Source organism: Shouchella patagoniensis, from assembly GCF_002019705.1.
Taxonomy (GTDB): domain Bacteria; phylum Bacillota; class Bacilli; order Bacillales; family Bacillaceae_D; genus Shouchella; species Shouchella patagoniensis.
On record NZ_KV917377.1, the window covers coordinates 2126619 to 2141684 of the forward strand.

16 protein-coding genes and 1 pseudogene are annotated in these 15066 nt (G+C 39.3%); 11 read left to right on the plus strand and 6 right to left on the minus strand.

What is annotated here, in order from left to right; all coding sequences use genetic code 11:
* Positions 1–48: 48 nt before the first annotated feature.
* Both BK584_RS11305 and BK584_RS11310 read right to left on the minus strand, forming a co-directional pair.
* Positions 49–354 (minus strand): spore coat protein, encoded by a 306-nt coding sequence (locus BK584_RS11305; protein WP_078392702.1) that lies wholly within the window; start codon positions 352–354, stop codon positions 49–51.
* A 15-nt stretch (positions 355–369) separates the two neighbouring features.
* Positions 370–570 carry a hypothetical protein gene (locus tag BK584_RS11310; RefSeq protein ID WP_180320503.1) on the minus strand — a complete coding sequence of 67 codons (201 nt, stop codon included), beginning with the start codon at positions 568–570 and terminating at the stop codon, positions 370–372.
* Between the two features lie 223 nt (positions 571–793).
* Between BK584_RS11310 and BK584_RS11315 the strand changes: the two genes are divergently transcribed.
* Positions 794–2050, plus strand: coding sequence for an NAD(P)/FAD-dependent oxidoreductase (locus BK584_RS11315; RefSeq protein WP_078392704.1), 1257 nt, complete (start codon positions 794–796; stop codon positions 2048–2050).
* A 265-nt stretch (positions 2051–2315) separates the two neighbouring features.
* Here the strand turns inward: BK584_RS11315 and BK584_RS24150 are convergent.
* Positions 2316–2513, minus strand: a pseudogene (locus tag BK584_RS24150) (stress-induced protein, KGG, repeat-containing protein); the annotation flags it as partial.
* Between the two features lie 513 nt (positions 2514–3026).
* Here BK584_RS24150 and BK584_RS11325 point away from each other — a divergent pair.
* A complete protein-coding gene (locus tag BK584_RS11325) occupies positions 3027–3932 on the plus strand; it encodes a manganese catalase family protein (protein WP_078392706.1) in 906 nt (301 codons plus the stop codon).
* 483 nt (positions 3933–4415) lie between these two features.
* Here BK584_RS11325 and BK584_RS11330 read toward each other — a convergent pair whose 3' ends face one another.
* The 3 genes from BK584_RS11330 to BK584_RS11340 form a co-directional block, all read right to left on the minus strand.
* Positions 4416–4925 carry a DUF3231 family protein gene (locus BK584_RS11330; RefSeq protein ID WP_078392707.1) on the minus strand — a complete coding sequence of 170 codons (510 nt, stop codon included), beginning with the start codon at positions 4923–4925 and terminating at the stop codon, positions 4416–4418.
* Between the two features lie 158 nt (positions 4926–5083).
* Positions 5084–5965 (minus strand): manganese catalase, encoded by an 882-nt coding sequence (locus BK584_RS11335; RefSeq protein WP_078392708.1) that lies wholly within the window; start codon positions 5963–5965, stop codon positions 5084–5086.
* Positions 5966–5984: 19 nt separating this feature from the next.
* Complete coding sequence (locus BK584_RS11340) at positions 5985–6179, minus strand: hypothetical protein (RefSeq protein ID WP_078392709.1); 195 nt, start codon at positions 6177–6179, stop codon at positions 5985–5987.
* Between the two features lie 155 nt (positions 6180–6334).
* Here BK584_RS11340 and BK584_RS11345 point away from each other — a divergent pair, with 155 nt between their 5' ends.
* The 9 genes from BK584_RS11345 (at position 6335) to BK584_RS11380 (ending at position 15052) form a co-directional block, all read left to right on the plus strand.
* Positions 6335–7678, plus strand: a complete 1344-nt coding sequence (locus BK584_RS11345; RefSeq protein WP_078392710.1) for an amino acid permease — start codon at positions 6335–6337, stop codon at positions 7676–7678.
* A 67-nt stretch (positions 7679–7745) separates the two neighbouring features.
* Complete coding sequence (locus BK584_RS11350) at positions 7746–8381, plus strand: LysE family translocator (protein ID WP_078392711.1); 636 nt, start codon at positions 7746–7748, stop codon at positions 8379–8381.
* A 92-nt stretch (positions 8382–8473) separates the two neighbouring features.
* Positions 8474–8785 carry a YrhK family protein gene (locus BK584_RS11355; protein ID WP_078392712.1) on the plus strand — a complete coding sequence of 104 codons (312 nt, stop codon included), beginning with the start codon at positions 8474–8476 and terminating at the stop codon, positions 8783–8785.
* 94 nt (positions 8786–8879) lie between these two features.
* A complete protein-coding gene (locus tag BK584_RS11360; protein WP_078392713.1) occupies positions 8880–9713 on the plus strand; it encodes an STAS domain-containing protein in 834 nt (277 codons plus the stop codon).
* Between the two features lie 294 nt (positions 9714–10007).
* The gene (locus tag BK584_RS24595) at positions 10008–10154 is read left to right on the plus strand and encodes a hypothetical protein (protein ID WP_169871206.1); all 147 of its coding nucleotides are present in this window, start codon (positions 10008–10010) and stop codon (positions 10152–10154) included.
* Between the two features lie 172 nt (positions 10155–10326).
* Positions 10327–11583 carry a CYP152 family fatty-acid peroxygenase CypC gene (gene cypC / locus BK584_RS11365; protein WP_078392714.1) on the plus strand — a complete coding sequence of 419 codons (1257 nt, stop codon included), beginning with the start codon at positions 10327–10329 and terminating at the stop codon, positions 11581–11583.
* A gap of 144 nt (positions 11584–11727) precedes the next feature.
* Complete coding sequence (locus BK584_RS11370) at positions 11728–11976, plus strand: GlsB/YeaQ/YmgE family stress response membrane protein (RefSeq protein WP_078392715.1); 249 nt, start codon at positions 11728–11730, stop codon at positions 11974–11976.
* Positions 11977–12123: 147 nt separating this feature from the next.
* The gene (locus BK584_RS11375) at positions 12124–12732 is read left to right on the plus strand and encodes a flavodoxin family protein (protein ID WP_078392716.1); all 609 of its coding nucleotides are present in this window, start codon (positions 12124–12126) and stop codon (positions 12730–12732) included.
* A 310-nt stretch (positions 12733–13042) separates the two neighbouring features.
* Entirely contained in the window at positions 13043–15052 is a 2010-nt protein-coding gene (locus BK584_RS11380; protein ID WP_078392717.1) for a methyl-accepting chemotaxis protein, read from the plus strand.
* Positions 15053–15066 lie beyond the last annotated feature (14 nt).

Consider the following 15066-nt stretch of genomic DNA (forward strand, 5'->3'; position numbering starts at 1 on the left):
GTAGATAATACATGCATGAAAAAACCATGCAAAACGCATGGTCGAATTTTACTTATTAGCTACAGGCATTTCTAAAGCAACATCTGCTTTTTTGAGGTCATGATTAATCTGTTCCTCGATATCATAGGCATGGTACATTTCTTTTTCAATCATATAGGTTGCAATCTTATGATGCGCCTCAATAGCCTCGTCCATCTGAGCCTTTAGAGCTTTATGCAATTTGGGGCTAGCCGTCTCAGTGATGGCGACCGCGTAAGTCCGTACAGCCGCTTTAGCTGTAACTAAAAGATCCGTCGCAATTATTTCATCGGAAATCATGTCTTTATTGTTAAGTTTGTCTAGAATTCCTGGCATTTTTAGAAAACCTCCCTAATTGGTTTCTTGTAGAATGGCTTTTAATTCTTCAACTGCTTTTTGAGACACTTCTACGTCTTCCGCCAACAGCTGCTTTAATTTTCTATCTGAAGCAAGTCCTTGCATCATAGAAGATTTTGCGGCAGAAGCTGTTTGCACGGTAAGCACTTCATGTACCTCCAAGATCTCGTGTGTTGCGTACTCTTTTTTTGCCACTTTCATTCCTCCTTCATTTTAATGATAGTTATACAATTACCCATCATCATTCTCTTCAAACTAGTTGTTTCACAGAATCATAGATTAGTCATAAAAATGAGTCTCTCTATAAATTAATACCTATATAACTAAGATCAAGATTGCGTTCTACAAAATATGTTTCTTTTTCTGTTAAAAACATCAGTACTTAGGGTACACCAAAAATAAAAACAGGAGGAGAAGAATGAGTCATAACCATTTACCTGATTTATCCCATACCCTATGGCGGGATACCAAAAGCAATCAATCCTTTCCCAAATTAAAAGAAAATATAAAAGTGGATGTCGCTATTATTGGTGCCGGGGTCACCGGTATAACATCTGCTTACTTATTAACTCAACACGGATTAAACGTTGCGCTTATAGAAGGAGATCAAATTCTAAGTGGCACAACAGGTTATACCACCGCTAAGGTAACTTCTCAACATGGTTCTCTTTATCATAAATTGACCCATCAAGTAGGGGAGGAAAAAGCAAGGTTATATTATGAAGCAAACGAAAACGCTTTATCTTTCATTAAAAAAACCGCAGACAAAGAGAAGATTGACGCAGAGCTTCAAACAAAAGACGCTCTTATTTATACAACAAGCGACCAACATTTAAATGAGCTTGAAAAAGAAGCGCAAGCATACCAAAAATTAGGGATAGAAGGCATAATCGCGTCTGGGAATATTGGAATGCCCTTTGAGGTAAAGCTAGCATTACTACTCAAAAACCAAGTGCAATTTCATCCGGTAAAGTTTTTCAAAGGGCTCCTCCCTTCAATTCTAAAAAATGGCGGTCAGATATACGAAGGTACACGAATTCAAAGTGTAAAAGGGAAAAATCAACCGACAGCATTGACGATGGATGGTCATACGATTACATGCAATTACTGCATTGTTAGTTCGCATTTTCCTTTTAATGATCAATTGGGCTTATACTTTTCCCGTCTTCACGTCGAACGATCGTATTGCTTGGCGATTAAACCTCATATTGAGCCACCTAAGAGTATGACGCTTAGCATCGATCCAGCAGGAACCTCATTAAGAACAGCAAACGGCCCTGAAGGCGAGCCACTTCTGTTAATTGGAGGAGAAGGACATACAGCTGGAAAAAACAAGAGAAGCAATTTCGCTCCTTATAAAGCGCTTAAACAATTTGGAGAGAAATGGTTTGGCGTTGAAAGCATACCGTATCGTTGGTCGTCTCAAGATTTGCATACGCTTGATTCTCTCCCTTACATTGGTCAACACGTGTCTGGGGAAGAACATCTCTTAGTGGCAACAGGGTTTGGCAAATGGGGGATGACGAACGGCGTAGCGGCCGCTCTTCTATTGCGTGATAAAATAATCGGTAACGATCATCCATATTTCTCTTTATTTGATCCGAGGCGTTCCAAACTGAAAAAAGCAGATATGTTTCACTTCGTTAAGGAAAATGCAAAGCGTAGTGAAGAATAGAATATCTTTCAATTAGACAGCATTATAGTACAAAAAGAAGGAGGGCTTGTTAGCCCTCCTTCTTTTTTTCATCTACTTATTTAGAGTAGCTCTACTAACGGTTTCCTGAATTGCTGTTGGAATTATTATTTGTATTGTTTCCAGAGTTATTGCTGGAATCGTTGTTTGTGCTGTTTCCAGAGTTGTTGCTGGAATTGTTGTTTGTGCTGTTGCCTGAGTTGTTGTTATTTGTATTTCTAGTTGTGCTAGAACCACTCTGGCTTCCGCCTTGAGCTCCAATTTCTTGATAGTGTTCTTTGCCATGATTTTTGCTTGTTTGTTCTCCGCCTTTTTCTCCTATTTCCTGAAAGAACTCCTTATCATGGTTATGGCTTGTCTTTTCTCCACCTTTTCTGCCTGCCTCTTCATAACTCATTTTTCCTTGTTGGTTTTGGTTTTTGTTTTGGCTAGTAGATTGTGCCATGATAAAATTCCTCCTTTTAAAAGTGTAGTAGTTGTATACCTCCCTTTTTTAGAATTAAACGTTTTTTTAAAAGTCAAGACTTTTGTCCTTCTCTAGCTAAAAGTATTCGTTATTTACAAACTTACATTTAACTATCTCAAACGGACAAACTATCACTTCCTTAGTATCAACACCATTACTTAAAAAGTAGTTATTTCTCTCATTATTATTCCACTTATATTGCAGAAGTGACCCTAAATGTAACTAAATAGAAAGATTTGGAGAATGACGTTTTAACTTTGTTTCTAGCGGTTACTAGTAGAGTAATCTTTTAAAGGGGGGATTTTCCATATTGGCTAATAGGCGGCTATCAACAACGCCCAAAGTTGTATTGCAAAGAGATAGGACGGAAAGGCGGCGAAAAAAACACATATAATCGGATGTGGAGAAATGTCATCATATAGATTTTTAAGACAAAACTCACTTTGATTTCGCTAACGAAAAATCAAATTTGCAATTAAAAGGAGACTAAATATGTTTAAACGAATTGATAAACTTCAAATCGATTTACCAGAGTTGAAGCATCCAGACCCTGAATCAGCTGGCGTCGTCCAAGAATTGTTAGGCGGACGCTTTGGAGAAATGTCTACGTTAAACAATTACATGTTTCAATCTTTTAATTTTAGAAGTAAGAAGAAACTCCGTCCTTTCTATGAGCTAATCGCCAGCATTACAGCGGAAGAATTTGGTCATGTTGAACTCGTTTCGAATACAATTAATTTATGCCTCGATGGCTCTGTTGGCAATGGAAGTACAAACCCTGATGATACACCTCTTGCACCAGTGCAAGGATTTGGAAATAAATTTAACTTTATTTTAGGAGGACAAAATGCAATTCCTGCTGATTCAGCAGGGAAGCCGTGGTCTGGTGACAATGTCTTTTCAAGTGGGAACTTGGTGAATGACTTGCTTCATAACTTTTATTTAGAATGCGGAGCTCGGACACATAAGATGCGCGTTTATCAAATGACCGACAACGAGACTGCACGTGAATTAGTAGGGTATTTACTCGTACGTGGAAGTGTTCATGCCGTTGCTTACGCGAGAGCGATTGAAGAAGTAACTGGGGTTAACATGATGAAATTACTTCCGGTCCCAAGCTTAGATAATTCGGCATTTGAACATGCAAGAAAATACGAAGCCTTGGGTGAACACCGTAAATTATACCGCTTCAGTGATGACGATTACCACTTGCTTAATCGCATTTGGACAGGCCCTACACCAATCGGACCAGAGGGTGAATTAGAAGTGGTTGATGGAACGCCAGAAGGTGGAGAAATCCCTGATCTCGATATTGTACCCGAAGAATTTGCTCCTGGATTCGATGAAGAGCAATTTAGAGAGTTGTCCAAACGACTTAAATATGAAGCAGGATTATAATGGGAAGAGAACCGTTAACAAACGGTTCTTTTTTAGTGCAGTTTATGTCTGAAATTCTGTAATTAATTTTAAAAAGGTTGTACTTGTTATAGTTGTAGTTGCAATGATATTAAGTGTCATAAGTTTTTCCTAATAGAAAACCAACGCCCGTCCTATTCAAATGAAAAAAACAAGTTTATCATTCTCATTGAAGATATTCAATCGACAGTTAAGGACTAAAAACCTCAAAAGTTAAGACTTTTGGCACAGCTTTATTAGAATAAAAAAGGACGTTTATTTTCATTTATACGTGGTTATTAAAATAAGTACTCTTGTTATAAGAGTTCTCCATTCCCCCTTTCCTATTGCTGTGCGAGATTATATTGTCTCGCACTTTTTTTATACCCAATAACTTAACCGGTGTGGCGTTTCTCGTTAGGTCTTTTCAACGAGGGATGGCATTGGAATCCAAAAAAACTGCCCCTTTAGCAGGGCAGTTTTCGTTTATTCTTCTGATTTATGATGATGTAGCGGAGGAGGAACCAACCATCCTTTGTCTTTCATAAGTTTTAAGAACTTCCCACCGAGAGTCGCCTTGGCTGTGTGGAACTGGCCAAACATCATAGCGATATCTTCACGAATGGATTGTCCCATTATTTGACTACATGTTACAAGACCAGTAGCGAGTCCAGCTGCAGCTGTTGCCGCAACATCCGCATCTGGGAAACGAGCACCTACTGGAATATCATTTAATTCCACCGTTGGTGGTTCTGGAGCGGCAGGAGGCAGCGCCACACCGTTCGCCATCAATATTTCTGAGACCTGTTTCACTTCCGCTTGTGCAGCCTCAATCGACTCATTTAATAACTTTTTTAAATCATTGTCACCGACGTGATTAACCAACATTTGTGTATCCGCAATTGTTTTATTGCTCGTCATCACATAATTCCATGTACTAAATACTTCACCATAATGCATCGGTTCATCTTGTGGGTTCCCACTTAAAATGCCCATAGCAATCCTCCTAAGTAATTTCATCTTTGGTGCCACCTTTCATTTGCACGGTAAAAGCATGCCCTTGTTTATTTGTATTTATGTATCGATAGGTCTTATCCCAACGCATTTTCTAGAAAGACAAAGAAGCATATCCCTTAGAATATGCCTCTACAAAGTCAATCACGTTTATCATAAGCTTGATTTTCGTTACTTTGCGGTGAAGTAGCATTCGCCTCATGATAGGCGACTGTGTTCTGATATTCCGGAGGCGCTGGAGGCAATTTCGGCGCCTGGCCCCACGCTTGTGGCTGAGCATAGTTATATTCGCCACGTCCATCATAACTTGGTCCATAAGCCCACCGCCCGGTCTTACTTTCTTCTCCTTGAGAAAAGTTGAAAAGAGTATATGCAACCTGTTCTTTCTCAAGAGACCGCGGAAAAGTGGTCGGAACAACAATATCATTTTCTCGCTCTTCTAATTCTCTCACGGCTGCGTACCATTGATTTTGATGATACGTATCCCGGGCAATTAAAAATGACAACATATCTCTTACGCCCGGATCATCAGTCATTCCGTAAAGCCTTGTTACTTGCAGCCTCCCTTGAGACTCTGCATTGAGATTTGCTCTAAAATCCGCTAATAAATTCCCGCTGGAAATAATGTATTTGGCATTCCACGGGTATCCCTGACTATCGGCAGCCATTGCCCCAAGACCAGCCACGATCGCATGTTGTGGATTTGTCCCACCTAATATGGCGGCAAGCGCTGGGTCCATATCATACGCGTTTTTTTGCACTTCAAATGGGGCATTATCGAGCAATCGTGCGATCATCGTCGCAAACATCTCCACATGCCCAATTTCTTCTGTTCCAATGTCATAAAGTAAGTCTCGGTATTTTTTGTCAGCTCTACAGTTAAAACCCTGAAATAAATATTGCATCATTACACTGATTTCCCCATATTGACCACCAAGAGCTTCTTGAAGTTTTGCAGCAAAGACTGGATCAGGCTTCATCGGCTTTGCTTCATACTGCAATTCTTTTACATGAAAGAACAAAAAGAAAAACTCCTCTCATTTAAATTGATTTTGCTTCGATCAAATCTACATTTAAATGGACTCCCTCTCCTTCTGTCATAAAAACACCTCTAATTGCACTTTCCTCCATTACGATCAAGTTCTCTTTCCTTAGATAAAGTAGATGTTGAATCATAACTTTTTTATTTTTATCAGGGATTAAACTCAATTCATTTATTAATTGTTGGACATTCATTCATCCTCCCCCTCCTTTCCACGCTCCACTTAACCTATTCGAGGAATAGCTTGCTTCATTCCGATAAGTTGAACCAACTGAACCATACTGGTAATCCGTATAGAAATGGCGACATCGGTAAACTTTATAACAGAAATTAAGATAGGGGAGATAATGTGGCTAAATCAAGAACGAAATTAAAGAAAACACAAGGAACGCTTGCTTGGTGGCAGTTATCTCTGCTTGGCGTTGGTTGTACAATTGGCACAGGTTATTTCTTAGGTTCAAGTATCGGTATTAAATTGGCGGGTCCTTCCATTGTTTTTGCTTTCTTATTAGCAGCTTTAGGGACCTACATTGTGTTTCTCGCTCTTGCAAAAATGACTGCTGAAGATCCACAAGAAGGCTCTTTTTGTTACTACGCTGAAAAAGCCTTTGGTGAGAAAATGGGATTTGCCTCTGGTTGGAATTATTGGATGTCAAATATCCTCATTATCGGTAGCCAACTTACTGCACTTTCAATATTATCGCGCTTTTGGTTTGAATCGGTGCCACTGTGGGTTTTCGCAACCATTTATTCCCTCTTGGCAATTGGTGTGGTTCTACTCGGAACCAAAGGGTTTGATTCCGTTGAGAATGTTCTTTCCGTTATAAAAGCTGCAGCCATTCTATTGTTCATCATTCTTGGGACTCTTGCTTTTTTCCATTTCCTCGAAGGTTCAGGTCAAGAACCAAGTTTGCCTATGACAGGAGGGGAATTGTTCCCTCGAGGAATAACTGGATTTTGGGGTTCTCTGATTTATGCTTTTTATGCATTCGGAGGGATCGAGGTCATTGGTTTGATGGCCATGCAATTAAAAAAGAAAGAAGATGCACCTAAAGCCGGAACCGTCTTATTAGCATTGGTTGCTTTTTTATATGTTGTTTCGTTAGGGATTGCTGTTAGCATGGTTTCCTATACCGTTTTTACAGATAAAGAAAGCCCATTTGTTACGGCGTTGACTAGCTATAATTTAGCTTTTTTTCCTCACGTGTTTAACGCGGCTATCATTGTTGCTGGTTTCTCTGCAATGACAGCTGCATTGTTTGGGGTAACCACCCTTTTAGCTAGCTTAGCCAAAAATCACCATGCACCTAAATTTTTTGCCAAACGCATCCAGTATAAAGATCTCCCTCTAGCTTCTCTAAGCCTTGCCGTCTTAGGTCTAATTGCTGCTGTTGTAGCCGCATTACTTTTGCCGGGAAACTTATTTGAATACATTACAACAGCAGCAGGGATTTTAATTTTATTTAACTGGATTTGCATCATTCTCTCCAATATCCGCTTACTGAAAAAACGGTTTTTTCTTACTGTCGCTTACTTTTTTGCTATTGTGCTTATGCTGGCCGCCATTGCTGGGATAACGCTTGAAGACACTGGACGCCCTGGATTTTATTTAAGTTTAGTCTTTATCACTTTAATAGGACTTGCAGCTCGTTTTCTTAAAAAGTCTCATAAAAAAATTAAAACTAGCCTATAAAAAAAGGTCTCTTTTCCGCATGCCCACATAGACTTGTACCTAAGTGGACATGTAAGGAGGCAATAAGATGAGTGTGAGCATACTAGCAAGTTACATCCTACTCGGGTTAAGTTTAGCTGCGCCAATCGGTCCGGTAAATGCAGCTCGGATTGAGAAAGGAATCAAAAATGGGTTCCTTCATTCATGGATAGTAGGGGTCGGTGGGATGGTCGCAGATGCCACTTTTATGGTGTGTGTCTATTTTGGCTTAAACCACTTTATTGAGGCCCCCTTTATCCAAACCTTTCTATGGTTATTTGGTGCATTTGTTTTAATTTATTCAGGTATTGAAGCAATGACCAAAGCCAGTCTCTTCCAGATTGCAGAGTCACGTAAAAAAGACTCCCTCACGCACTGTTTTTTCACTGGATACCTCATGTCCATCTCCAATCCGATGTCTATGCTTTTTTGGCTCGGTATTTATGGTTCTATTATGGTAAAAACAGCGCAAACAACCACAACGGAAGAATTCCTCTTATATACAAGTATGATTTTTGTTGGACTTACCATTTGGGATCTTTTCATAGCCGGTATTACGAGCGGAAGCCGCCGATTCTTAACAGCAACGATATTAAAAGCAATTGCCTATCTATCGGGTTTCTCACTCATTGGATTTGGTCTTTATTTCGCCATACACGGCATTTTGACATTAATTACGTACTAAATTGATGCCAAACCGAAGAGAACGTACCTTTTACGTTTCAGAATAAATAAGAGTGGAATTTATATACATAAAACAGCTTAGGAGAGTGTTTTATGTCGAAAATCAGAAATAGAAACGAATACTTGGATATTAAAGCAGGTGGATTTCGCCTCTTTTTTAAAAAACGATACAAACTCATTACCACAATGAATGATATCTTAATCGGTTTTTTCTTTGTGGGGGGAAGTATACTTAATTTCTTTTCAACGACTGAAATCTATGGAAGAATCCTATATTTATGCGGAAGCTTAATGCTCGCTAGTCGACCTATTTTACGAATTGCTCATGATACTTCCTTAAGAAAAGAAATGAAAAGGTCGGAAAGTTATAACCCAAAAAAGTCACAAAAAACAACGGCTAAATAATAAAAAATATAGCCATCAATCGATTTTCATGTTTTAACACGACACATTATGGGTAATTACCCATATTAGGTCTTATTAGACAAAGGAGTTCAAAATGATTCAATCTTTTTACCACTATTTTAAAAATAACACGTGGGAATTAACAGAAGAATGGTTTGAAAGTATCGGTAAATCCAAGTCTGGAGTATACGCTTCAAACAATGATGATGAGATTAAGAAATTAAAATCACAGAACCATACATTTCATCAAATCTTCTGTGAGTTATTTGATGACAACATCGATTGTATTGAAAGTGAATTTGATGAATGGATTGACCATGTTGCTTCTGACCAAGCGCACTTAAATACCCCTCTACCGGAAATTATAGAAGAATTTTTTCGAAACCAATCCATTTATATGGACTTTATTGCACAGTATGCACTTGAACATGATTTATCTTTTAAAGATTATAATAAGTACGTCCAGACGATTGTCTCCGCATACGAAAAACTGATTCTAGCTTTTATAAAGCGAAATCAAGAAAAATCAGATCGGCTCCTTCATTCTCAACGAGAATTAATTACCGACCTAAGCTCACCAGTTATCCATTTAAATGACAGCATTGCGCTCCTCCCTTTAGTCGGAGAAATTGATACACAACGTGCCAAATCCATTTTTGAAAAAACACTCGAAACTTGTTCGGAGGATAAAATTCAGCGTTTGTTAATTGATTTATCTGGTGTTCCCATCGTCGATACAATGGTAGCAAATCAACTCTTTCAATTAATAACAGGACTCGGTCTTGTCGGTACACAGGCTTCTTTATCAGGGATCCGACCAGAGCTTGCACAAACAGCAGTTCAATTAGGAATAAACTTCAATCGAATCCAAGTATTCTCTAACATCGCAAAAGCATTGTCAAAACTAGAATTTGATACCGTTAAATAAGCTAAGCACTTTATACGTTTATCCTTTCCTATCTCGAAGAATTCAAAAACGTGACAAGAGGCTCCCAATACGAGCTTCTTGTCTCATTTTTAGTATAAAAAAACAATGAGATGTCATACTATTGGCATATCCTCTCACTCTAATTGATTTTTCTGCGAATCCCTTCTCTCCTTCCCTAAAACGTTTGCCTAGCCTGTAGGAGCTACCATTCATTAAAAAATCACACTAAAGAGGTTTTAAACTACTCTGTAGCGGTTACTAGTAAAGTGATCTTTTAAAGGAGGCTTTTTTTAAATGGCTACTAGTAACAACAACCAGCAACGCGGGATGATGAGTTACGGAGAGCAGAGAGAAAAGGCGGAGAAAAGACTAAAAATAAACATGGTAAAAAACAATTCAAACACATCGGCTCTCAAAGGGGAAATCAGTCCAATGAAGTGAATCTAACTAAGTAGAAGCTCCCCCGCTTCTTATTTGGTAGTGAATGGTCTATATAGGCCTTTTCCTCGTTTTTAAATTTTCATAGGCGATGAACTAGCTATAACTAGAAATCGCCCATGTTTCCACTCCAAAAGCAATTTTAATTCAAAGAAGAAAAAAGGAGTCGACTGACATGTCTGAATCACAATCTATTCCCAAAGAAGAAGGCAAAGACCACACATTAGATGTTCTTCGAGAAGGCTATTTATTTATTTCCAATCGAGCTCAAGGTTTTCAATCTGATCTTTTCCAATCCAAATTATTAGGAGAAGATGCCATTTGTTTACGTGGTGCGGAAGCAGCAGAACTCTTTTATGATCAAGATAAATTCACCCGGGAAGGGGCAGCCCCTAAACGTGTGTTAAAAACCTTATTTGGCGAAGGCGGTGTTCAGACTTTAGATGGAGAATTGCATCACCACCGCAAGGCGCTTTTTATGTCCTTAATGACAAAGGATGCTTTAAAAGAAATTAGGGCTATCACCGATAAGCAGTGGAAACTTGCACTTTCGCGTTGGGATGAGCAAGATGAAATCATTTTATACGAGGAAGCACAAAAATTACTGTGCCGCACTGCCTGTGAGTGGGCTGGCGTTCCTCTATCTGATAAAGAAGTGAGCGAAAAATCGGATTGGCTCGCCTCTATGATTGAGGCAACAGCCGCCATCGGACCCCATCACTGGAAAGGGAGACGTGCTCGAACAAAAACAGAGAAATGGATTCAAGGCTTAGTAAAAGAAGTAAGAGAAGGTGAAATCGTACCTGATGAGCATACTGCTTTATATCAAATGTCTTGGCACCGTGAATTAAACGGGGAACTGATGGATGTGGAAGTTGCCGCGGTAGAAATCATTAATATTATTCGTCCAATCGTTGCGGTAGCGATTTATATCTGTTTTACAGCTCTCGCCGTCCATCAGCAATCTGATCAACTCGAAAAGCTTAAAGAATCGGATGAAACTCGTCTGCAACATTTTATTCAGGAAGTTCGCCGTTTTTATCCGTTCTTCCCATTTACTGCTGCAAGAACAGCAAAGGATTTTGAGTGGAAAGGCTATTCGTTTAAGAAAGGCACCTTAACGTTATTAGACCTTTACGGAACAAATCATCATCCTGATCTTTGGGATAACCCTGAACAATTTAACCCTGAACGCTTTGAGACGTGGAAGAAGAGCCCTTTTGATTTTATTCCTCAAGGAGGAGGCGACTACGATGTCGGACATCGTTGTGCCGGTGAGTGGCTTACTGTTGAAATTTTGAAAGAGAGTCTTGATTATTTGGCAAATAAGATGAGTTATACAATCCCTGATCAAGATCTAAGTTTTAGTTTTAATGAGATTCCTTCCTTGCCACATAGTCACATTGTGATGCAGGATATTCGGTTAAAATAAAATGAACAATCCAGCACCTCTTTGAATGGAGTAAGATGTTTGGGAGGTGAACGCTTCGAAAACATTCCTAAACCCGTTTTCGTTTAAAAACAAAGCTCTCTGGGAATAATAAAACAACCCTATTAAGGAAGGAGCATACACATCATGAGCTTTATTTGGAGTTTAATTATAGGTGGGTTAATTGGTTGGGCCGCAGGTGCCATTACTGGAAAAGGTGTCCCTTTTGGAATTATCGGTAACATTATTGCAGGATTTATTGGAGCCAACCTTGGTACATTCCTCTTAGGTAGTTGGGGGCCATCCCTTGGTGGATTTGCTATATTACCGGCTTTACTTGGTGCCATTATCCTTGTCTTAATCGTAAGTGCTATTCTTAGAGCCGTTAAATCATAAAAACAAGAGTCTTGCGGACTCTTGTTTTTATATCGTTTTCCGCTTTTCGTTGGTAATAGATAAGGTCGCATTTTACGTTTAATCTTCTCTTATGAAGGCTATACAACAAATAAACGATCATTAGATGACGAAAGGCGGATTCCACCAATGAAGGCACTATTTTTAAATTGTTCTCTAAAGAAGAGCGAGGAAGTATCAAACACCCAAGCATTAATGGATGAAGTCGCAAAGATTCTCCAAACACACCACGTAGAATGTGAAAGTGTTCGCATCGCTGATTACCACATCCCCTATGGCATAACAGATGATGCAGGTGATGGTGACCAGTGGCCAGAAATTCTTACAAAGATAAGAAACGCCACGATTGTTGTAATCGGTACGCCCCTATGGATAGGTGAAAAAAGCAGCATTGCAAAAAATGTATTGGAACGCATAAATGGAAGTGCAAACCTTACTGATGAAAATGGTCAGTCTATTTTTTATAATAAAGTAGGTGGCGTGGTCGTCACAGGGAATGAAGATGGAGCTAAAAATGCAGCAGCATCCATTGTATTTAGTTTAAATTACATGGGCTTTACGATGCCACCGGAACCCGTTGCCTATTGGTTAGGTGAAGCAGGACCTGGTCCATCCTTCATAGAAGCTGAAGGGATAAAAAGTGAATTTACTGCTGGTCAAGTAAAAACGATGGCAGCTAACTTACTTCATGTAGCAACGATTTTCTCAACGAACCCGATCCCCCCTGAAGAAAATTAAAAGGATTGATATAGGTTCATATAGGAAACCTCTTTCCAACCTCACATATGTAAACTGAAAACAAGACAAGTACAGGCTATCCAACAGGAAGGGATAGCCTGTACTTATTTTTTATAGAAAGACGTTCCTATTTTCCTGTCTCGCTTTTTTATATTTTTTATAGCTTAACACTTCCAGAACAAACAATCTGAATTAAACGACTAATTAGCCTTATTATAAAACTCTCCTAAAAACTGAATAACCCAATCATCTCAGCCGATAGTATGTATGTTATGTTTATGAACCATATTAGATAGGAGAAGACCCAACTATGTTTAGACGATTTATACACGCCATTCAATTTATGCAGTTACGAACGAAGTTATTTATTGGTTTCGCGGCCATTTTAGTCATTCCTAGTTCCTTAATTGGAATTAGTTCCTATCAAAATGCGAAAGAAACCATGTTTTCTGAGATGACATCCGCCACTGAAGAGAGCCTCGAAATTATTGACGGGACACTTAACCTCTTTATTCAGACTCAAGCAGAAAATATCGAATACATCGCTTCAGCAAGTGATTTGGATCGCTTTTCCGAAGATGAACCGGATGACCAAAGATTTTTGCTCGATTCCTTTCAAGAATCCAAAAACCACGTAGAACAAACGTATGTCGGGAAGGAAACAGGGGATTTTATTAATTCACCATCATCGTTTCAAAATCCACCTGATTACGATCCAAGAGAAAGACCATGGTATCAACGAGCAATGGACCAACCTGGGGAGACGATTATTACAGCCCCCTATATTTCCCAGTCTTCTGAACAACCAGTAACAACAATTGCTCGTACAACCGATGATGGATTAGGGGTTGCTGCACTTAATCTAGAATTAACGGTTATCTCTGATATCTTATCAAACGTTTCGATTGGGGAAACAGGATACATCTTTTTATTAGACGAAAATAATACATTTGTCTCCCATCCTCACGAAGAACCGGGATCCGAGGCAGACGATTCCTTTCTTTCGCTTCAAGAAACGAGCGAAGGGTCGCTTTCTTATTCATATAATGACCAGGATCAATCCTTAACATACAAGACAAATGAAGCGACAGGTTGGACGATTGTTGCTTCAATGTATGACGAGGAAATGAATCAAGCCGTTATGCCTATACTCATTAATGCCATTACTGTCCTATCGATAGCGATTCTTATTGGAGGAACGGTCATTTATCTACTTGTTAAGTCCATTAGCAATCCCATTCAAAAACTAATTGGTGTGTCAGAACGTATGGCAGAAGGAGATTTATCGACTGCCTATCATGTGAACCCAAACCAGTCTGACGAAATCGGCCGACTTGGTCGCTCGTTTGAAAAAATGCGTAGCTCCCTCGTGCTCATGATTACAAATATCCAAGACAAATCGTCTCACTTATCGGATTCAGCCGATAAGTTAACTGCGATTACAAGTGAGAATATGAGTGCAACAGAGCAAATTACTGAAGCCGTTCAAGAAGTCGCAAGTGGTGTTGAAAAGCAAAGTATCAGTGTAAGAGAAAGCGAAAAAGTGGCGAATGACATGTCAGTCGAAGTGAGCGATGTTGTAGCAAAAACGAATCAAGTTCATCGTACTGCTAATAACGCTGCGGACACGGTCAGCAAAGGTAATGAGGCCATTACAGTGGCAATTGAACAAATGACTCAAATTAAAGAAACGGTTAAAAGTCTTTCCCTACACATCGATACGTTAGGTAAACGTTCGACTGAAATTGAAGAAGTGACTGAAACCATTAAAGGAATAGCGACCCAAACAAACCTTCTTGCGCTGAATGCAGCCATTGAAGCAGCAAGAGCAGGCGAACATGGTAGAGGCTTTTCCATTGTCGCAGACGAGGTCAGAAAACTATCAGAAATGACTTCTGCATCAACTGAAACCATTACTGAACTCGTTCTCTCTGTTCAAAAAGACACAGAGCTGACGATTCAACAGATGAATAAAAGCAATGATCAAGTGAATAAGGGAATTGAAGTTGTTCAAACAGCAGGATCCTCATTTGAAGAAATTAATCAGTTCGTTCAAGTTGTCGCAACCGAAATCAGGCAGTCAGCAAACAATATGGCTGATCTTGGTGAGGACAGCCAAGCCTTTGCAACAACTTTCCAAGACCTGTCTTCCATTAGTGAGACAGCTTCTGCAAGTATGCAAAACATCTCTGCGTCTACTGAAGAGCAACTTGCTTCTATGGAAGAAATCACTGCCTCAGTTGAACAATTAGGTGAAGTGGCAATCGAACTTAAACAGTTAATTAGTCAATTTGATGTGGATGATACGACACATGAATAAGCCATTCGGGTTAT